Source organism: Bartonella saheliensis, from assembly GCF_902162175.1.
On sequence record NZ_LR607212.1, the window covers coordinates 1 to 21,246 of the forward strand.

Annotated in this window: 18 protein-coding genes, 1 rRNA gene and 1 pseudogene; 7 read left to right on the forward strand and 13 right to left on the reverse strand. The window is 38.6% G+C overall.

All coding sequences use genetic code 11. The annotated features are described in order from the left end of the window. Positions 1–90: ribosomal RNA gene (locus FS875_RS06205) — 16S ribosomal RNA — on the reverse strand; the annotation flags it as partial. 842 nt (positions 91–932) lie between these two features. On the opposite strand from FS875_RS06205, the gene FS875_RS06215 reads away from it, so the two are divergent. Next, a complete protein-coding gene (locus FS875_RS06215) occupies positions 933–2,912 on the forward strand; it encodes a M23 family metallopeptidase (protein ID WP_144754552.1) in 1,980 nt (659 codons plus the stop codon). Positions 2,913–3,443: 531 nt separating this feature from the next. Here the strand turns inward: FS875_RS06215 and FS875_RS06220 are convergent. From FS875_RS06220 to FS875_RS06230, 3 genes are all read right to left on the reverse strand, one after another. Further along, positions 3,444–4,865, reverse strand: coding sequence for a sensor histidine kinase (locus tag FS875_RS06220; protein ID WP_144754555.1), 1,422 nt, complete (start codon positions 4,863–4,865; stop codon positions 3,444–3,446). Positions 4,866–5,089: 224 nt separating this feature from the next. Beyond that, complete coding sequence (locus tag FS875_RS06225) at positions 5,090–5,644, reverse strand: RNA polymerase sigma factor (protein ID WP_144754558.1); 555 nt, start codon at positions 5,642–5,644, stop codon at positions 5,090–5,092. 7 nt (positions 5,645–5,651) lie between these two features. Continuing rightward, the gene (locus tag FS875_RS06230; RefSeq protein ID WP_144754561.1) at positions 5,652–5,855 is read right to left on the reverse strand and encodes a NepR family anti-sigma factor; all 204 of its coding nucleotides are present in this window, start codon (positions 5,853–5,855) and stop codon (positions 5,652–5,654) included. 168 nt (positions 5,856–6,023) lie between these two features. Here FS875_RS06230 and FS875_RS06235 point away from each other — a divergent pair, with 168 nt between their 5' ends. Together FS875_RS06235 and FS875_RS06240 are read left to right on the forward strand one after the other, a co-directional pair. Beyond that, positions 6,024–6,818, forward strand: coding sequence for a response regulator (locus tag FS875_RS06235; RefSeq protein WP_144754564.1), 795 nt, complete (start codon positions 6,024–6,026; stop codon positions 6,816–6,818). 22 nt (positions 6,819–6,840) lie between these two features. Further along, positions 6,841–7,854, forward strand: coding sequence for a sensor histidine kinase (locus tag FS875_RS06240; protein WP_144754567.1), 1,014 nt, complete (start codon positions 6,841–6,843; stop codon positions 7,852–7,854). Between the two features lie 277 nt (positions 7,855–8,131). Here FS875_RS06240 and FS875_RS10830 read toward each other — a convergent pair whose 3' ends face one another. Continuing rightward, positions 8,132–8,263 carry a hypothetical protein gene (locus tag FS875_RS10830; RefSeq protein WP_281282250.1) on the reverse strand — a complete coding sequence of 44 codons (132 nt, stop codon included), beginning with the start codon at positions 8,261–8,263 and terminating at the stop codon, positions 8,132–8,134. 393 nt (positions 8,264–8,656) lie between these two features. On the opposite strand from FS875_RS10830, the gene FS875_RS06245 reads away from it, so the two are divergent. The 3 genes from FS875_RS06245 to FS875_RS06255 all read left to right on the forward strand — a co-directional run bounded on the left by FS875_RS06245 (position 8,657) and on the right by FS875_RS06255 (position 9,894). Continuing rightward, complete coding sequence (locus FS875_RS06245) at positions 8,657–8,980, forward strand: hypothetical protein (RefSeq protein ID WP_144754570.1); 324 nt, start codon at positions 8,657–8,659, stop codon at positions 8,978–8,980. Between the two features lie 45 nt (positions 8,981–9,025). Beyond that, on the forward strand, positions 9,026–9,391 hold the full coding sequence (locus tag FS875_RS10565; RefSeq protein ID WP_144754573.1) for a hypothetical protein: 366 nt from the start codon (positions 9,026–9,028) through the stop codon (positions 9,389–9,391). Between the two features lie 62 nt (positions 9,392–9,453). Further along, positions 9,454–9,894: a hypothetical protein gene (locus tag FS875_RS06255; protein WP_246067875.1), complete on the forward strand. Its 441-nt coding sequence runs from the start codon at positions 9,454–9,456 to the stop codon at positions 9,892–9,894. A gap of 256 nt (positions 9,895–10,150) precedes the next feature. On the opposite strand, the gene FS875_RS06260 is transcribed toward FS875_RS06255, so the two are convergent. From FS875_RS06260 to FS875_RS06270, 3 genes are all read right to left on the reverse strand, one after another. After that, a complete protein-coding gene (locus FS875_RS06260; protein WP_144754579.1) occupies positions 10,151–10,906 on the reverse strand; it encodes a DUF4167 domain-containing protein in 756 nt (251 codons plus the stop codon). 1,719 nt (positions 10,907–12,625) lie between these two features. Next, positions 12,626–13,069: a hypothetical protein gene (locus FS875_RS06265; protein WP_144754582.1), complete on the reverse strand. Its 444-nt coding sequence runs from the start codon at positions 13,067–13,069 to the stop codon at positions 12,626–12,628. A gap of 1,848 nt (positions 13,070–14,917) precedes the next feature. After that, the gene (locus tag FS875_RS06270; RefSeq protein WP_144754585.1) at positions 14,918–16,003 is read right to left on the reverse strand and encodes a hypothetical protein; all 1,086 of its coding nucleotides are present in this window, start codon (positions 16,001–16,003) and stop codon (positions 14,918–14,920) included. 378 nt (positions 16,004–16,381) lie between these two features. Here FS875_RS06270 and FS875_RS10995 point away from each other — a divergent pair. Next, positions 16,382–16,492: pseudogene (locus FS875_RS10995) on the forward strand (antA/AntB antirepressor family protein); the annotation flags it as partial. A 532-nt stretch (positions 16,493–17,024) separates the two neighbouring features. Here FS875_RS10995 and FS875_RS10190 read toward each other — a convergent pair. From FS875_RS10190 to FS875_RS06290, 5 genes are all read right to left on the reverse strand, one after another. Then, on the reverse strand, positions 17,025–17,198 hold the full coding sequence (locus FS875_RS10190) for a hypothetical protein (protein WP_166428893.1): 174 nt from the start codon (positions 17,196–17,198) through the stop codon (positions 17,025–17,027). 33 nt (positions 17,199–17,231) lie between these two features. Next, positions 17,232–17,432 carry a hypothetical protein gene (locus tag FS875_RS06275; RefSeq protein ID WP_144754588.1) on the reverse strand — a complete coding sequence of 67 codons (201 nt, stop codon included), beginning with the start codon at positions 17,430–17,432 and terminating at the stop codon, positions 17,232–17,234. Between the two features lie 1,159 nt (positions 17,433–18,591). After that, a complete protein-coding gene (locus FS875_RS06280) occupies positions 18,592–19,596 on the reverse strand; it encodes a phage tail protein (RefSeq protein WP_144754591.1) in 1,005 nt (334 codons plus the stop codon). Then, positions 19,593–20,732, reverse strand: coding sequence for a tail fiber domain-containing protein (locus FS875_RS06285; protein ID WP_144754594.1), 1,140 nt, complete (start codon positions 20,730–20,732; stop codon positions 19,593–19,595). The genes FS875_RS06280 and FS875_RS06285 overlap by 4 nt, the downstream gene beginning before the upstream one ends. Then, positions 20,729–21,220: a hypothetical protein gene (locus tag FS875_RS06290; protein ID WP_144754611.1), complete on the reverse strand. Its 492-nt coding sequence runs from the start codon at positions 21,218–21,220 to the stop codon at positions 20,729–20,731. Before FS875_RS06290 ends, FS875_RS06285 begins: the two co-directional genes overlap by 4 nt. Positions 21,221–21,246: the final 26 nt, after the last annotated feature.

Genomic DNA, 21,246 nt, shown 5'->3' on the forward strand with positions numbered 1-21,246 from the left:
TGCCGCTCGCTCTAAAAGAGCGCGCTCGACTTGCATGTGTTAAGCCTGCCGCCAGCGTTCGTTCTGAGCCAGGATCAAACTCTCATATTGAAAATTCGATTTGGCTTATTTTGGTCTTTGCTCTTCAAAACTAAAGAGCACCAATTAAATGGTCACGCTTGAATCGACGAGAACATATTTTTACACACCAATCTAGTAATAAATTACTAGATCCGGTATTAACATCTTCTCTCAAAAAAACGTGCCGCCATATTCTTTCACGAAATCTTAAAAAATAAATCCTTAAGATCTCCGCAGACTATGCCGTCCACGTTTCTCTTTCTTCTTTCTTCTCTTGTCAAAGAACAAACAGTCTTAAAAAAAAACCGTAAATCAAACCAAAAAATATCATACACTAAAAAGCGTAAAATAAAAACCTAAAAGGCAAATCACCACGTATATGATAAATCTTAGTTCATAAAACAAGAGCAAAATCAACCATCGCAAGCAGAAACTGCCCTCGTCAACGAACGCTATATAGAACCCTTTCCCCAAAAGAGTCAATATCATTTTTTACTTTTTTGCAAAAATAAAATACTATAACAGCTAAAGGCTATTTCAAGACTTCTATACAAAATTCTAAAATCTATAAAAATAAATAACTAAAATGGATAAAATAAAAATGATAACTGTAAAAAATGTAGAGTGCCTCATTGTAATGCGTAAAAAGAGGCAATACTGCTAAAAGGAGTTAATCATTATAGCTTTTATAGCCTTGTGTTTGACGCTCCTTTAAAGATTGCTTTAAAGAGATTTCTCAGCATAAGGTTGATGAGACATTGCGGGATAAAAAGAATTTGCATGATCTATAATCTGTCAATCAAATTCTTGTAGAAATGTGCTAAGCTATGTTAGCTTCCCTCATTTAATATTGAAAAGTACGCTTAAAATCTATGTGGGATAACGAACAACAAAAGAACGATCCCGGACAGGACCCTGCTCTTGTCGTTAAACGCTTGCGCCCTGAACGCCGACAGGTCTCAGCCCGTTGGCTTACGGGAACAGTGCTTACAGGAATCACGTCCTGCATTCTTATGGGGATTGCACTTTTTACAGCCCTTGATGAACAACAGCGATTGGTAACACCGCCACAATGGTTCACCCTAGACAACCTTTCACAAGTACAAGACCCTGAAGCCAATGGCTATAAAGGAGATCGTATTACGCCCACCCATGCACGGCAAAGCTTTGATAGTAAACGCCAATTTGAACTATCAATTCTGCAAAAAAAGGGCGATGAAAAAGTCATTCAAACACAACATTTTGAATGGATTCGCATGGCATTAGCCGAAAAGCGCCCCCAGAAATATAGCTATCCCAAATTTGATTCTTTAAGCATTCTTGCTAGCGATTCGAAAACTCAAAGTGTTAATCTACAAGATTCCGGACAGATTTACGGTGCAAAAATTGAAACAAAACTCACCTTACGCAGCTATGATTTTAAGGTTAATCAATTCGATTTTAAGGACACTGATACGCTGACAGAAGAAGAGGCGCAACAAGAGGTACAAAAAGCTGGATTTACTTTAGAAAAAAGTAGTGAACTCCTTTCAGTTCTTACACTCATCGATCCTTTAAAATTAGAAGATGCCGCTTCTGATTCCCAAGGAACAGAATCTCCTGAAGTTCGAATCGTTCAAGAAAATGTAACCATTTCTCCTCAAAATCAGCGGATCGATTTGACGAAAAATTATGTTGAAGACATTATTCCTATCCGTAAAAAACAAACAATCGCTGATGCTTTCAAAAAAACCAATTACACAAAGAATCAAATTGAAAAAGTTGTAAGCACTCTCGAAAAATTTAGCCTTTCCGATACGCTTAAAGAGGGAAGTTTATTGCGCATTGGTATCGTCACACAAGCTGGAGAAGAAGACCATCTTGTCCGTGCAAGTATTTATCATGGGATGTATCATGTTCTCACCATTGCTCTCAATGATAAAGGCCAATTCATTGAAAGCACAGAGCCTAAAATGTCTAAAGCACTAAAAACGGCTTTTCAAAATGGTATTCCCCATTCTTATATCAATAGTGCACAATTACCAACAGCTTATGATGCACTCTATAGTGCTTTGCTCAGCCACAATATATCACAATCGCTTTCTTATCGTCTTATTCGTCTCCTTGCCACCAATATTGATATGAAAAGTCGAATAACCCCCAATGATCAAATCGAAATATTTTATGCTCTCCCCCAAAGCGATAAAGAAACCCAAAACGGCAAAAAGAAAGCAAAAGAGCCCTCTCAAAGCACTGATCCAGAAATTCGTTATATTAGTGCAACTTTTGGCAATACAACTTATAAATATTACCGTTATCAATTAAAAGACGGAAGCGTTGATTATTATGATTCTGAAGGGAAGAGTTCAAAGCCTTTCTTACTGCGCAAACCCACACCCAATGGCATTTTCGGTTCTCCCTTTGGTCCGCGTAAACATCCTATTTTAGGCTATGTGCGCATGCATACAGGGGTTGATTGGGTTGCACCAAAAGGCTCACCTATTATTGCTGTAGGAGATGGGATTGTCACAAAAGTAGGGGTCACAGGCGGCTATGGAAATCATACGGAAATTCAACATGCGAATGGATATGTCAGTAGTTATTCACATCAAAGCCGTTATGCACCAGGTATAAAGCCAGGTGTGAAAGTACGACAAGGACAAATCATTGGCTATGTTGGAACAACAGGGATGGCAACCGGGCCCCATTGTCATTTTGAAATCATTGTCAATGGTGTCAAAGTTGATCCTATGCGCATCCGTATCCCCGATAGCAAAGCCTTAACCAATCAAGACCTGCAAACCTTCCTACAAGAAAAAAACAATATTGATTCCTTAATCAATAGTCCGATAAAACCATCTGAGGAGACTTAAAGCATAGAAAGCACCGTGTAAGTGTCTTTCTCACAAAAGCTTATGAGCATTTTCAAAGTCTTTCAAAAAACCTAAGAGTTTAAACGTCCTCAAAGGCATTTCCGCGCTTAAGAATATTTTAAAGGGTACGGATACACGGATACGCAAAAAATAGAGCAATGTTTTAAAACAGGCAAAGTTTCTATCGCCTTATCAAGGCGCGTACAGTGGAAATATAAAAAAGAATGATGAGGATGCATTTTAGCAAAAAAGATAAGCTTATGAGAGACAGAGTAATAAACATAATTATGATGATAGCTTTGAGTATTTTTTCTTATGTCTAAAAAAGTGATCGCGATACCTTCTCTCGCGTAAAATGGTATAATAGCATCAACAAAGCACTCAGAAAAATTGTGCAATCACCCCACAGAAAAGAAAATGCATAATAGAACAAGAAATGGGACAAAATAAAAAGCTTAAATCAAAAGCTTCTCTTATAAGCGCACTTTTTAGAAATGAAAAAACAGCGAAATTTATGTCTTTAAAAGTCAATCAGAGATTTTTTTTGCACTCTTCGTGGCTCAGTTTTGGCAAAGGAATGACAATTTTTGTTCCTCCTAAAGAAGACGTTTCAAAAGCAGGTTTTTCACCAAACTGCATACAAAGCTGTTCCACCACCACACGACCAAGTCCTGTCTTTTGTTCTAAAGTTTGATTTTTCATCCCCACACCATCATCTTCGACAATGAGCACCAATTGTCCATTGTCTTGAGGACCAAAGGAAATATAAATATGCCCCTCTCGTTGATCAGGAAAAGCATGTTTTAAGGAATTGGTTAGCAATTCACCTAAGATAATTCCAAGAGTTGTTGCATCTCTTGAAGACAAACGACAATCTTTAAAGTCCGTGTGAATGGTAATATTTTCACGCAATTCAAAAGGGACTGACAATTCGACATCATGGACAACAGAACTGAGAAAGTCAGCCAAGAGTGTCGTTTCCATATCATCACTCAAGCGCAAACGACGGTGGGCTGTGGAAATTGTTTGAATACGATCTCGAGCAGCCCCTAAAACAGAACGAACTTCTTCATTTTTACTCCGACTTAATTGAAGCCCCAGTAAAGAAGACACAGTCCCAAGAGAGTTGCCGATACGATGACTTGCATCTTGCAACAATATTTCAACCCGTTGGCGTTCTTTCTCGGCGTGATTACGCGCTCTTTCTAATTCCTGTGTTCGTTCTTTCACGCGGGCTTCAAGAGCAGCATTCTCGCTATGAAGCAGCAATTGATACAATTTTAAAGAGCGCACATCACGATGAAAACGATTAATCACAAAATAGGCAGAAATAAAAGTACTTACAACAGAAACAATTGCCGCCAATGTTAAAGCAGCCCGCATCAATGCGATTCCCTCGCGCTGTTTTTGTCGCACCACATCATCCCCATTAATAAAACTTGTCATCAATTGGGCTAAACGTGCCACGGGAATCCTCGAGACATCCGGAGAAACTGCGGGCTGAGAAGATTGATCAGAAACTGTATCAAGTGCCTGCATATGGGCATTCATAAATTCTTTTCGTGCTTCAACCTCGCCTTTAAAAGCCTTAAACCATTCATCCCATTGCGGATGCGCATAAACAATAAGTGCGATATAATCGAGAATATCTCCCAATTCTCTCTCTGCATTTTCAAAGCGAACTTTATCTTCTGGCTTTCGGTTTTTTGCGTAAGAGCGATCAGCAACAGCCATATCAATCAGGCTGATCAGCACCAAATCAGCCTGTTCGCGCAATTCTGAACTCGTATTTAACTGGGCGACTTCACGATCAACGGCATTGGAAAGCAACATAATAAAAACCGATGCTAAAAGAGCCATCACGAGGGAAACAACAATTGCGGCCCATCGCCAGCGTGATATCGTTGCATCAGAAGAAGGCATTTGAGGCAGCAAATTTGTCTTTGTTGTCATAGAATTTCCATTGGCGAACTTGAAAGTCGTCATTTTTCAGCACAAAGGAAGGCAACCTTATGGAACAAACACCAAAAGCCCATGAGAGCGTTTATATAGGCTTTTCTTGCGTTCCCAAGAGATACATGCCAAACATTCTGAATTTCCTCAGATACTGACTTTACTGTAATAGCTATAACGAGAATAAAAAAAACAAGGCTATCCATCATAATTATTATGCTTTTTTAGCCGTTAAATGAACACAATGTACTCCCAGCAGAATAAGAATCGGGACCATAATCGGATTCACCATCGACATGAAGAAGTTCCTGTAATCGGTGACGCGCCCTGCTCACACGGCTTTTAATGGTTCCAACAGCACAGCCACAAATAGCTGCAGCATCTTCATAAGAAAACCCCGATGCGCCAATAAGAATAATGGCTTCTCTTTGATCGGCTGAAAGCAGATTTAAGGCTTTTTTAAAATCCTGCAAATCAAGCGTTCCATATTGAGGAGGATGAACCGCAACATTTTGGGTAAATACACCATCGGTATCTTGAACTTCCCTCCCCTTTTTGCGCATTTGACTATAAAATTCATTACGCAGAATCGTAAAAAGCCACGCTTTGAGATTGGTTCCCATCTCAAAACTTTCTTGTTTAGCCCATGCTTTCATCACCGTATCTTGGACCAAATCTTCGGCTTTATCGTGCTTGCCACTTAAAGAAACCGCAAAAGCACGCAGAGCCGGCAACACCAAAAGGAGTTCTTGTTTAAAGTTTTTCGCGCATTTTGACATAAAGGATTCAAACCTTTTCCACATTGTTTAAGCCAAATTGCTCTGCACGCTCCAACCTTTCTAAAAGCTCGAGCAAACGCCGTGGTAGCGCTTCTTCTTGAATTTCCATGTAAAATTGGCGTAATTTTCGTGCTATCTCACTGTTGCTCCCGAGAAGATCATCTCCAACCTTAAAGGGTGCGGTGAGATTTTTTTCATCACGGTTGTTCATTTTTCATCCCCCTAATCCATATAATATATAAGTAGCACCGCGAAGAATTTTTCGCCTTATGGTTGTAAATATGGCTGTGGGTAAAAAGTTCCATACAAGTCGGAACTTTTTTATCTATTGGGCATTTCAACCAACAAAATGCTTGAAAGGTCAAAGGAGTTATAAATTATGTCATTATCAACGCGCATTGCCCCGCATCTTCCCTATCTTCGGCGTTTTGCCCGTTCTGTCACCGGGAGCCAATCCTCTGGCGATGCTTATGTATCAGCGATGTTAGAAGCACTCATTGCCGACATTTCTATTTTTCCTCAAAAATCCAATGACCGGATTGGAACCTATTGGCTTTTTTGCCATCTTTTTGACCAAACCACCCCGAATATCCCTGAACCCTTGCCACAATTTGGACTTGAACAAAAAACGAGTGCCAAATTATCCTATTTAACACCCCGTGCACGCCAAGCATTTTTGCTCATTGCCGTTGAAGGATTTAATGAACAAGAAGCCAGCGAAATCATGAATCTAGAGACGAAAGAGTTTCGCAAGCTTCTCAACCAAGCCTCGATTGATATTTCTCAACAAATTGCCACACACGTGATGATTATTGAAGATGAGCCTCTTATTGCGCTCGATATTGAGCAAATGGTAGAAAGTCTAGGTCATCATGTTGTGGGCATAGCACGCACGCGTGATGAAGCTGTGATCATGTATCATAAGAAAAAGCCACGGTTGATTTTAGCGGATATTCAATTAGCCGATAACAGTTCAGGCATTGATGCCGTCAATGAGATTTTGAAAAATGATCGTATACCGGTGATTTTCATCACGGCTTTCCCAGAAAGGTTATTGACCGGCGAGCGTCCAGAACCAACTTTTTTAGTAACCAAACCTTTTAATCCAGATATGGTAAAAGCGCTTATTTCGCAGGCTTTATTTTTTCAAGAGAATGCTTCTAAAGCGGCTTAGAACAAAGTAAACCTCTTCCATTATGATCGTTACGCCTCTTTCAAAGACTCCCATAGATAGATCTCATATCAGCGCGCTCATGCAAGCGATTCGAGGTGCTGATATTTGTGTTCTCTATCAGGCAACAAATCTGGTTTATTTATGGGCTGAAAACTTGCCACATCATTTGCATCATAAATGGCGGGTTGGGTGTCGTGATAGCGACTTTTTTTCGCTTGACCTTGCAGACAATATGGAAACCATCAAATTGCAGGTTTTAGCCAGTGGCAAAATGCAAACTGTTGAAGCACGTTTTGAAGATACGAGTAAACAAGAGATTTGGTACAAATTTTCTATTGATTGCCACCGCAATGACAACGGAGACATCATTGGCATTATCACCACCGGTGTTAATATTTCCGGCTTACGCCGCCGTGAACAAGTGCTTAAAATTCTCCTCCGCGAAGTCAGCCACCGTTCTAAAAATCTTCTAGCGATCATTCAAAGTATTGCCAGCCAAACAGCCCGCTATACTGAATCCCTTCAGGTTTTTTTACGCAAATTTCAAGGTCGTCTTCATTCTCTTTCTCATTCTCAAGATCTGATCACCGATTCTGATTGGCGTGGTGCCCAATTTCGTGAATTGGTCCAAACGCAAGCGTTTGGCTATTTAATGAAAGAAACAGAACGTTTTTCACTTGAAGGTGTTGATCCTTATCTTTTTCCCAATGCCGCTTTGCATATTGGTTTGGCTTTTCATGAATTGATTGTCAATTCTCTTTCTTTTGGAGCCCTTTCCCAAGAAAAGGGCCATGTCTATGTAGGCTGTAAAATCGAGACACAACTGAATGGCAAAACGCATCTACTCATCACTTGGAATGAACACTTTGAATCCGGCGCCCTTCCTGCAAATGATAAAAAAGCTTGTTTTGGGAGTGCTGTTCTTGAAAAAATTGTTCCCATTTCTGTCAATGGTTCAGCTTCCTTAAAATGGACAAAAGAAGGGATTGTTTATTGCCTTTCTGTTCCTGATACGTATTTTGATATTTTTTCTTAAAAGAGCCTTTCAAACCATAAAAGTCTCTTTCTTCAGCAAAATTTCTACCCTGTTGAGCCCTGTTTTTGTCTCGCACAAAGATATTTTCTCCCTTGCAAAAAACCTTAACAATGAAAATCCCCCCATTAAAGCTCCTTCCTGCTGTCCCTCAACGACCATTCCTCCTAGTAATTGCCTCTTTCTAAAATAAAAACCCAAACGATGAAGACCAAGCCGTTTCAACTTTTTATATGCCAATTATATGCCAAATCAAAGCGTGCCTATTGCCTCTTAATTCTCAAAACGCCCTGGAATATAAACTTATCGCCCTCCAAAAGCGCGCACCATATTCCACGCTGCCTTCCATACCAGCAACCGTCACAATCTCACGCAAAATAAGGGGAAAATGGCGATAAGCTTCACCCTGCATCCATGCTTATCCCTCTTGCTTTACACCTTGACGGATCACCCGCCCTTTTCACGCAAAAGAAAACATCCAAAACAGAAGGTATTTTTCTCTTCACGCACTTTTTTAATATTTCTCAATGCTTTCAAGCTCATTTCAAAATCGCGCCTGCAAATAGGCTCCTCTCCCCCGTCAAATGAACCACTAAGCCCTTCTCATAGTCCTTACGCACTAAAACTAGCCGTTAGACATCCATTAAACCCACCATACAACAAATCCATTATATCTGCCCGTACAAAACAAATCTTTGGCATGAGAGAGCATTCACAAGTGCTATTTTTAGTGTTATTTACAAATATTTTTCCCCCACCAGTTTAGCCCACAGTCTTGGCTTTTTGAGAACGGCTTGGAAACGGCTTGGCTTGGAAACGGCTTGGCTTGGAAACGGCTTGGCTTGGAAACGGCTTGGCTTGGAAACGGCTTGGCTTGGAAACGGCTTGGCTTGGAAACGGCTTGGCTTGGAAACGGCTTGGCTTGGAAACGGCTTGGCTTGGAAACGGCTTGGCTTGGAAACGGCTTGGCTTGGAAACGGCTTGGCTTGGAAACGGCTTGGCTTGGAAACGGCTTGGCTTGGAAACGGCTTGGCTTGGAAACGGCTTGGCTTGGAAACGGCTTGGCTTGGAAACGGCTTGGAACGAAAAAACTTTAAAAACGTTTAACAATGAAGAAGCTTTAGGCTGACAAATTGCATCCCACGCTGTCAACCGCTCATTTGGAAAATATTTTATGAATCCCCTTGTTTTTATTCTCTTATTGGTTTCATGTACGGATGATTTTAACAGTTGTTATTCCAACAATACCATGGCTAAAATCTACCCAACAGCTCAAGCCTGTGAACAAGCCATGATGCCATCTACAAAAAAGTTCGCATTTTATGGACAACAAATTTTTGCCCAATGCATAAACGTACATCCCCAATTACATCAACAAAAAGTAAAATTGATCTGGTCTATAACAAACCATGGAAATTTCCTACTTAAAAGCCAAAATGTCAATGACACGAGATCAACAGTCTACAAAGAAGACATTTTACCAACATTGCCTTCTCTTCTGCATTCTTCTTCCACAAACCTCTTGCACAAAAAACTTTAAACGCATAAACCCATCAGATCTGAAAAAAATAATCAATAGAAGACATGATGGATAATAAGCCAATGCCCTCCTCAAAAGCCCCTCACACAGAGCAAAATCCTCACCCCCAAGATCTCCCCTTAGATCCTGCTGTAGAACGGGTGAGAAAAAAACTGATGGGTTTAATGATGATCTCCGTTTTGATAACACTCTTCCTCATTCTAACCGTCCTGTTTTTAATCGTTTATAAAGTTACAACGGGTTCTGCACCAAAACAAACAGAGCTCTCTTCCTCCCACAGCAAAAATCCACACGTTATCCACCACACGCTCTCCCTACCAAAAAAAACACAGATTTTATCGCAAAGCCTCTCAGAAAATAATATTGTTCTGAAGACTTTAACCCCTGAGGGACAAACAAAATTTATGATTTACAATTATCATACCGGTGTACTGATTGCCGTTCTTTCTATTGAAACAACAGAAGAAATATCAACGGCAATACCTCATGAAGCAAGTCAATAACATCACCGGCTTACACAGCCTTTTTAAAGGTGTTTAAACATTTTCCTCTGCTTCAAGATGGGACACCACTTGGGCGACGACGCGTTTTTCTCTCTATCCCCTCATTTCATCGAAATAAAGGGACAAGCTTTCAAAAAATGCATTTCTATTCTTAAAATTACTTATGAAAACTCAAATGAAAGTGCAAGAAATACACCTAAGACACCCTCACCATACCAACAACACCAAAAACACTTAATACAGCCTTTTAAAGTGTTTAAACATTTTCCTCTGCTTCAAGATTGACCACACGGCGACGACGTGTTTTTCTCTGTATCCCCTCACTTAATCCAGGCAAAGGAGAAACCTCTTCTGTTGATGTTGATGCATCCCCATTTTTAGAGCTTTCTGCTGTTGTAAGAGAAAGCTCAAGAGATGATTCGTCTTGAGTGCGCACCGTACGCCGACGCGGAGAACGACGTGTCTTCTTAACAGGTTCAACATTCTCCTCAGAGCCACAGTTCTCCTGCCCCGTTTTCTCATCCGATAGAGCCTCGACAGCATTTTCACGCGCATCGCCATTTTCTACTTTGACATATGAACCAAGACCTTTTTTCTGTGACTGTACCTGCGATACATCGTTATCACACGCGACAGCATCTTTTTTGTGATCTTCAGAATTTATCTCACCACATTCTTGCTCGTTATTTTCCTCACGATTTTCATCACCGCGATTTTCATCACGCCGAGCCGATTGGGACATTTGTCCCGCTGCTGCTAAAATAATACGCAAATAGTGCTCAGCATGTTGTAGATAATTTTCTGACATCACGCGATCACCAGCACCTTGTGCATCACGCGCAAGACTGATGTATTTATCGGCAATTTGCTGAGCATTCCCTCGAATTTTAACATCCGGACCGCTACTTTCATAATTGCGAGATAACGGGTTAGGACCGCGACGATTATTATTGTTATTACCATTATTATTATTATTGCGACCGCGTACCCGTCTATTTTGTTGTGGCCTCATCTTTATCCCTTTATTGGAGTGTGTGTCTTAAATTGACTCTTCTTCATTGCATTATTTTTTAATAATGCTGATCATGTTTAACATACAGTTATCAAGCTATCCGCGTTTTATTTTACTCAAACGAACCCTACTGATATTGATAAAAGCATATATTTTCTTGAAAATCACGAAACAGCAGGGAAATTGTAAATCAAAAATTCCCTCTTTCTCTGTCAACCAGCAGAAACCTAGTGATGTTCACATAAAATGCCAAGTGTTTTTTTTAAAATAAACCATATTTCACTAAAAAAAATAACTACCTTGTGGAAAACAAAAAGGAAAACACACACAGAACATACCTGACAAAGAAAAAAAACTCCTGCCAGAGAACACGGAAAGCTTCCCTTTTTCTGCCCTAAAACCACCTTTTGCTCTAAAACCACCGCTCCTAAAAACGCCGATATTCCTTCCCCCTCGTGCCTCAAACTCATAAGCACTTCTGCCCGGACAAGTCACTGCGCGAACCTCTTTATTGTATGAATATAGCCTCTCTTCACCGCTAAAGCAACCCCTTGCGAGCGATAATTCACGATCGCTTCACAAAATCTCTTAAGATTCTTATAGATAGATTAATATGAAGGATTATTCAAGCCCTATAATTACCAAAAGACCACCTCTTCTTTCTCAAACCTCCTAACGATCTTCTCAATTTTTATTTTAATCCCATAGATTTTTAAGTGAACCACTCCCTCTATTGATAACAAATTGAGCCTAAAAGAAAAATAGTTAAATACAAAAAAACATTAAATTATTTAAAAAAAACGATCAGCACGTTACACTTCTTTCAAAATCGGATTCTTCTCAAGAAAAATGTTCCCCCTGTCTATCAATAAGAATGGCATAACACATTTCTTCTCTTGATCCTTGTCTTATAAAGAAAACTGGGGATTATAAAATAAAAGCCCATTTACAACCCAATAAACGCTTTACGCGTAAAATATTTATACCCTTTCAAAGAAAAAATGTTTTTTAGTCCGTCTTGTTATATTTATTGATCCATTTGTCGTGCCTCTTGACTTAGGCTACTCTTAAAGGACGCAGATTCTTTCTCCACATTGGTCTGTCAACAATCCAATTGTTTAAAATTCATACAACAAATTGATTATAAAGATCATTCATCTTTTTTGTTTTAAATTTTTGTATTGAATAAAAAACGACAGTGTGAAGTTTTTTTATCCATAATCTGTTTCTTGTTGGATCAATCAAAATCATTGACTTGCATGGAACATGCAAGGAAAGCATGCGCAGATTAAAAACAGAAAAAGAAAAGACTAAGAAAGCCTCTTATAGGGTCGTTTCAAAAGCCAAGAAAAAGCTATCCGTAACATGAAAATGCCCCTTAGTTTGCACTTTTATGAAACATGAAAGAAGGAGATGCTTGATAAATTTTATATCCTTCATGAGCAGCTTTCCCCATTTACCAAAGCACCGTCACAAAATGAACTTCCCACGCTTGTTATTTCCCTTAAATAAAAAGCGCATAGTAAGTTTTCCTCAAAAAAGCACCATGCCCCTTAAAATACTTCATAGCTTATACGATCACACCTTAGATGAACCAAGGCTTGTATAAAATAAATACATTTTAGTGGTATAGAGCTTATTGGTATAAAGGCAGAGAGCAATGGGCATTTTTTATCTTTTCATCAAAATTCGCATTCCTGTAATTTTCCGTATAACACCTTAAAAGTAATTGCGTTTTCTTCCTTTTCCACTTTCTTTTTCATTGAGAAAACAGTCTCGTAAAAGAAAATAATTTCCATCTCCCGGTCGGACCATCGTCAAACATTGTTTTTTTGCCGTATCAGAAAGCTTATCCCACATTTCACGAATAGCAAAATAAGCCTCACTTTCCAAATTAAGACAATGCTGATAAACTTCTCTTTTCATATCGGGCATCACGGAAGCAGAAATTTCTTTGCAATACACGCGCAGATCAAAAACAGGAATAGCCAATTCAACAGGCGCTTGTTGTGCTATTTTTTTGTGAGAAGAAAAATAGCTGACCGCCTTTGCAAAAACAAAGCACAAAATCACAATACAAAAGACGATCACGCAAACAAAAGCAATCTTGCGATATAATCTTTTGAAATAAGCCTTTTGTCTTGCGCGGATTCTTTTTTCCATAAAGACTATACCCTTTAAATATTCCAAGAGAAGCTTTTTATAACCCCAAATGATAGAAGTATCTTTTTATACAATACAGGGTATAACAGCAAACGATCAATATGCTTAAGGACGCTTTTTCTCTGTAGTGTTAATATTTTTATTGTTTTTTATCATAGAAAACTCTTGTAAAAAAATTTCCCCCCTTTATGAAAAAAAACAGAGATTATAATTTTCTCCCACCAGCTAAAAAAACAAAGATTCTTCTATCCAGTCCACTCTGTAAACAATTCGTCTCCGTTAAGATACGTTCCATTTATTGATAAAGAATGTTCATTATTTTGCATGTTGAATAAGCATTCTTCCTATCGTAGGACTCTCTTCATTTCATATACCCGTCAAATCACTTGGTTTAACGTTACAATGCGGAGCTAACGCATCTATCAAAGACTGTCCAAGAAAGGCATACCTCTAACCGTCTTAAATTCTAAGAGCTTTTTGCAATATTATGCGCTAGAAAAATGGATAAAAACGCCAAAATGCTCTTTTTTGAAATATATCCCTATCCATTTTATACAAGTCATGGGGGTTTATACCATTCACGCCCTCCTCACAAAATGAGCTTAAGAGAGGGATAGCTCTTTAGAGCTTATCGCAATATTGTGGACAGAAAAATATATTGCCTCTGTTTTCCCAGAAAAATATGATCCCCCAAAGACATGTGAGAAATAAAAATGTAAAATATGATCGTTATTATTTAAAAGATAGGGATTGTTTTAAAAGTTGTAAAAAAAAGGACTGACAAAACGCGTAATCGTTCGCCTTTACATTTTCAATGAAGTTGTCTCCTCATTTTACATATCTATGTCATTTCCCTCATGCCACGCGCCCCCCCTCATATCACGTCCCCCTCATGCTATTTCCCTCATGTAATTTTCCCTTCTATCACCCTCGGTCAAAAAAGAACAAAAACCCCCTCCTCTTCAGCAACCTTGAAGACAATCAATGCAAAGAAACACACACCTGCATTTTTACTTTAAATGCCCCCTATTAGGATAATAAAAACACCTAAGAGTTGAGCAATTTCATTGCAAAAGGACATCACAAAATACAATGATGAGAATAATAAATAAAGAATCCAAAACCATCTCAAAAACTAAAGATCAAACGCTCCACCTGTAAGGCAATAAAAAAAAGCCGCACCATTTATATGGTGCAGCTTATGAATAGAGATATAATTTAAATAACATAAAAAAGAAATCAATAATCAATATTTATACACAAAATGTATAGTATTGCAAGATTTTTAATTATATTTATAAAACTTATCCAAAGATAAGTATAAAGAATAAGCGATGAAAGCATTTTTTTATCTCATTCATCTGAATGAAAAAAGCCTGTTGTCTTTCTTCTTGCTCTAACCATATGAAGATAATATCTTTTTATTGAAAAATATCGTTTTCAGTAAAATATACTTTAAAACCAAAATGTATTTAATAAATTGAACTGCTTCATAGATTTGTCTTAAGATAATCCACGTATAAACGCTTCATTTAAGCACAAGGAATTGATTTATAATGATCACCTCTTAAAGGAGAGATTCAAAGTCTTAAGATTCTCTCAATTTTCAAACCTATTCACTGTTGCTTCAAGCAAAACCATATTTCTTGCCCACGACAAATGGGCAAGCCTGTGTAGCGTAAAACTATCCAAGAAAAGTATGTCTTTTCATGAATCATGCCAAAGGTTGTCACAACATCGGGGACAAATAAAATGACTTATGATACCAGCGCCCCCTGAATCCGGTATGTATAAGCTTATTCTGCGAGGATTAAAGTAAGGGAAGTTTATATGGTATACCTTTAAAAATCAATAAGGCTGCCCAAGAGTTCGGATTATTGCTGCAAACCTTGGATTTGGAATAGCCCTAAATCTGTAATTCCATGGTGCGCCAGTACGATGACTGATGTGGCATCCTTGATATGTTATAAATACTGATGCAATTCTTGCCCAAGTAGTCCTTTCATTATCTTCAGGACTTTCAAATACAATAGCTTGATTGGTTACTAAAAGACGTCCTAAAAGTGAAGCATTTTCGCCAATATTGAAAGTAACGCGTTCTTGAACTCCCAACAATTTTTCATTTTGTACTAAACGATAATCATATTCACTCGCGTCAAGTTCTTGAAACATTTTACATGCCTCTTCGAAATTAGAGGGAGGAATATCTGATTGCCACAAAGCAACTTCTTCTTCAAAGCGTTTTTCCTTTTTACTTGCAATATAGACAGGGATAATCAAAACTAAAATGATAAGTATTGGTACTAATAACCATAGTGTAATACTTATTATTATGGCAATGCCTCCAACCAGTAGAGTACAAAGGAGAAAGATCTTCACCCTCTTTTCTAACCGTTTTTTTTCAAGTTCCGGCGACATTTTATTAACAACTGATAAATCAGAAGAAGGATGGATATGGGGAGGAGGCATTAAAACCTGCCTTGAAGCTTTTTCTTTAAAACGTTTTTTATGCTCATCGCGCCAATGAACAAAAATAGATAATACAATAACTGCCAATAAGATTAACCAAAACCAGCCCCAAAAGCCTAGTCCATCATTTTTATCTGATTTTTTATCTTGAGTAGAAATGATTTGCTTATCAGTATTCTCAAGTAGTGCCCGTGTCACACTTTCATTTTGAGTCGCAGTATTTATTAATAAAGTCGAGGAAGAGGAAAAAAATTCATTATTGTATGCAACTTGATCTGATTTGATTTTGTGAAAAAAAAACGGCCCTAATACTGTAGAGCCGAGAAATAATAAAATTCCAATACTAAGAGTCTTCAACCCCTTTTTGCGCCATTTTTTTATACACACTAAAACAAGTCCGACAACCATCACCGATAACGACAATAAACATATAATCATCGCAATTACATCAAGTATGTCGAGCATTATTCTCCCCTACGCTATAAATAAAAGCGAATGGATTTAATGTGAGTCGGCAAACAAAATAAAGACGCTTTCATCATATTTTTAAAAATTTTAAGACACCTATTGATAATATATCAACAATATGTCTATTGTCGAATCAGGTTCCTCAAAAACACCAAACGATAAGCAGATAGATTACCGAAATAATCTCTTCCCACCGAAATTTAAAAACTTTAACTCATCACATGCTTTGTAGCATATAGTGTCTTGTCGGGTGTGGTTACGCTATACAATACTCTTTACAGGCAAAGTGTAATGACGGACTTATCGCCGTGTTTCTTAGTGCCCGCACTCTTTTTAGAGTGTCATTAAGAAACCTCTAACGATAAGGAATTTATCATGAACAATCTTATAGAAATTATGGAACAAATAATTGATCAGGAAACTGTTCAAACTGTTAACGCGCGTGAATTGCATGCGTTTTTGGAAATTACATCAAAGTTTTCAGACTGAATTAAAAATCGCACTAAAGAAATGCCTGTTCTTTTATACTTGAAAAAACAGATCTTTCTTGACTTTCAACCACCAACACAAAAAACGAAAATTCTATAAAAATCAATTTGATTAACTAATCATTTTAAGGAATTCCCTTTGACTTTCTCACCTATGACAACTTAAAGCTAGACAAACCAGCCCTACCTTAAATATTTAGGACACCTTTTAAAAACACTTCTTGTATCAGGGAAGCTCTTACAAGATAAGGAAGACCTCGCCTTTATCATCAAACTCTTCAAAGGATGCTATTTTACAATATCAAGCGAGAGAAAACAAATAAACAACCGCTTGCCCTCTTGTATCCTTCCTGACTTATATACCATTATCTGATAAGAAAAGACACAATGCCACGCATTTTTTCTTATTGATAATTTTCTCTGCTTTGATCTTTTTGCTTTTTAAAAAAGAAAGAATACCGCTAAAAACCCCAGAAAAAGCCCCTCTAGCGCCCAATAGAAATGTTTTGACCAATATGTCTGTGTCTTCCTCACGGCTTATGGATTGTAATTTCCAAAATAAAAGAGCTATAATCTTTTGACGTCTCTGGTATTGTCAATTGAGAAACAAAACAGCTTTTATCACCGGATGATTTTATTTTAATTTCTGATGCATTTATCTTAATCTCTGGTAAGGTTATTCCACCGCCTACAATCCTATTCATAGTGCTTTGATCATTTTCTTTCGCATTTTATTTCTATTTGACACCGATAAGATCAAGCATATCTACCTTGTCTTCTAAAGCATCCATACGCTCTGAAATTTTTGTCATATCTTCATATGCTTTTTTCAACAATGCGTTCAAAGGAGCATGCCCCATTCTCCCGCTGGCATAAAGCACCACACGAATACATTCAGGATCATCAATATCCGCAATAGAAAATGGAAAAAGTGCCATTATATCCCCCTTTTTGAACAGCTCCATGGAGCCTTTGAGTCTTTTTTTCCTTTATCCGACTCTTTCATTTTTCGTAGAACCGTAGGATACCGTAGGATACCGTAGGATACCGTAGGATACCGTAGGATACCGTAGGATACCGTAGGATACCGTAGGATACCGTAGGATACCGTAGGATACCGTAGGATACCGTAGGATACCGTAGGATACCGTAGGATACCGTAGGATACCGTAGGATACCGTAGGATACCGTAGGATACCGTAGGATACCGTAGGATACCGTAGGATACCGTAGGATACCGTAGGATACCGTATTAAAAGCTTTTGAAAAAAATTCCTTTATCGGAAACTTTTACAAGACATTTTTTAAAATTATTTCTGTTTTCCACCTAAAATAGTGATTTTGCCTCCCTACCTCCCCAAAAAATGCATAACAACATGGCATAGTTTGTCAACCTTTTCCAACAGAACAAAGAAAACCTAAAGCGCTCTTTAAACAATTCCCATCAATAAACAATAGTCTGGAAACACTCTGGCTTTTTACTCTAGTGCAATTTCACTTAGATTTTTCCTTCAAATGTTCTCTACCACCGCAGCTCAAGGGAGAGGATTTCATAAAAGCGCAACAAACAAATCCTACTCTGAAGCTTTGCTTATATCTTCAATACTAAATGGATCAAGCAATCAGACGAGATATCATCACCTTTAATGATAGTGTTTTAATAATCATCTTTTACGACCTCATAAAAATAAAACTATCCCTGCGCTCTTTATCATCGCCCATCAAAGCATTAAACTGAAGCACTCTCAACAATAGATCATGACACACAAGAGAAAGAGCGATTAGATAAAATCTTTTAATTTTTTGGACAAAAAACGCAATGAATAAATGAAGATTTTCTTCACTTTTTAACCCCTCTCCTCAATGAACCCCTTCTCTTAACGATCACTGTCTTGATCTTTTAAAGAGCAATCGGCAAAAGGACCTTATATCTCCAACAAAGGTGCGACAAAAAGTAAAATCATAAAAGAAGATAAGGGAGCATTTTTTTTCAAAAGCATCTCAAAACTTTCTGCACGATAGATTCGACAAGTTTTTTTCATCATAAAGATTTTGCAACCATTTTGCTCTCTCTTTTATCTCTTAAAGTTTTCATTCTCAGGCTTTGATCGCATAAACTACCGCCATATTGATGGGGCGTGTTTCATCCCCTCCTGTTTTTTGCAATAAGATCTTATGTTCATGCTCTCCTGCAGCCTCTGTCAACATATCTCCTCTGAGCAGTACAGATACATACTCTTGAGAATTATCCCAACCGCAGGTTATAAGCTTGTTTTTAGCATCTGGCAAACTATGCTGGTGTTTACCTGTTGAATCTGTTTTTCCTTCATGGGTATGGGCTTTAAAAGATTCTTCTTGTTGAGTTCCCAAGAGGCGTCCTTTATCAATGTTTTTTCCACTATCAAGCCCTCGTAAAAACATTCCCCGCAAATCGGGAACATTAAATGTTGTTTTTCCATCTCCTTTTCCCCATATTTCGCCCAGAACAGCAAAGAGATTAGCATAGCTCTTTCGCGAATATTCTTTCCCATCACACAACAGCCACCCAGAGGGTATTTTTTCACTCGCAAAAGTTCCAATAAACCCAGGTGAAAAAGATTCCGGCAAAGGAGGAAAGGGCGGAATTTCAGGAGGTTTTATGGTAGGATTGGTTAAAAACCAGCCATCAGCATTTTTCCCGGCAATATCATGCGTATAGACGAGTTCATAAAGCCCACCCTTTTGGATTTCTCCCCCCTTTAAAGGCATGATCCCCTCTGGCGTTGCCATATAGGTTGGTCTTGGGGGCAATTGATTTAAAGAAACATTTGTTATTCCTCTATTGACGCCCTGTGCTTTAAAGCGCACCACAATGCCATCGATATAGGTCTCAAAAAAAGATTTTGTCGCTAAACGAAGGGATGTTTTCTTATTCTCATTATCAACCGTAAATTGTGTTTCAATTACCCCCCCATTATCCAACAAATATTCTTTGATACGTTGCATCATAGCGCGTGCGCTATCATTGACTGTACTTGGCGGTTGCCCTTCAGCCCAGTTTATACTTTCATCGACATAAGCATTTTCTGATGCGATGATTGACCAATCATAAATCGAACTCATAGGAGACACTCTTTTTGCAAAAAGGAAAGACGCGCAAAAACGGAAGAAAAGAAAGCCAGAATTTTATTTTTAGAGGCCGGCGTTTTTTCCATTTTTATTTTCTTCATTTTCAAGCCTATTTTGGCATAATCCACATGGAGTAATTTTGTTTTTGCATTGACAAAAACAGCTTCTGGTTTCACGCGCAATACTTCTTGTGCCAGAACGCCCTGATACCGTTGTGGATTTCCTTTATAATTAAAGTTATAAAGAGAATATCCTTTTTTCTTTCCCACAAGGGTAATATTTTCTTTTGCTCTCACATCACAAAGCCCTAAAATTCCTCCAACCAATCCCAGCACTTGTTGGGCATCACGCAATGGATCTTTTGTCACAGAAGGGATTGTTGTCGATTTTCCGGAAGTTGTTCCGTAATTTCCAGCCGCCTGCGTTCCGATCTGTAACAAGCGTTCCAATCGGTTCCAATCTTGATTGTCTTTTTCTGACCATTTTTGACGCTCTGCATCTAAGATATTTTGACGGTTGAGATCTTGAATCATCCCCCCTTTGAGAGCATTTCCTTGCACATTACTCTGCCCTTGATAATAAGCGTTTGCCGCATTCACTTGATCATGCTGAGAACGATCAATCATCTGGTTTGCATTCATCATATTGTTAATATCTTGATTATACTGCTGAGCAGCCGCATTTGTAGCCAAGGCGCCTAGTTCATCGGCGAGCACACCGGTATGGGCTCCAGAGCCATAACGCCCCGCCCCAGACATCGATTGGTTAATGGCGTCAGAAGTTTTATTGAGGGCATTTTGTAATGCCATATTAAATTTACTATTATTTCCAATCCAATTTCCCTTCGCCATACCGGCAAGATTTGTGGCGCTATTGGTTGGCGCATTTAACCACTGTGTGAGTGTAGGATTGTTATAAAGCCCTGCAGCTTGTTGTAGACCGGTTAGCGCATTTTGTGTCATATCGCTAAGACCCGCAACACGCTCTCCTTGATAAACATTTCCACCAATACCCTTCTTATAAAGCCCCTGTGCGTCGCTACTCGCTTGTTTAAGAATATCCGCTGCCCAAGCGGGAGGTGCATTTGTTTGTGTTGTCGTTTGCACTTGAGGTGTTTTTTTTCTACTCATGGACCCAGAACCTTTCTATATTGAATAAGATTACGAGAATATCCGTGATGAGCGAGCCTTTTCGCCCATCCAATTCTTCCAAACATGTGTATTTCTTCAGCCTTGATTATTCGCGCCCATTTTTCGACTTCATCAATCAATTTGACCAATTTCAGTCCTCCCTCTCCAGCCAAATCTGAGAGAATGACGCATTTTTTCCCCGTATGGGTACTTTCAACTTTGGTGATTGCAAAAGCACTAAATTGGGTTTTATTTTTTAAGACCAGCCACAATTGAGCTTGTCCTGTCGCAATTTCTTCAGCAATTTTTTCCAGACAAACATCATCTGGAAAGCGCTGAGCATATTTTTTCAATGCCGCATTAAGTCCCTCTTGATAGGGCGCTATTTTTTCCCATGACCAGTGCTGTGTTAGGTGAGCAGAATAGACATCTTGATGCTCTTGCATGATGATTTTAGCTTTCTTAATTTTTTTACGCACACCGAACATCCCCCTTGCGCCGCCCCCCACGCACT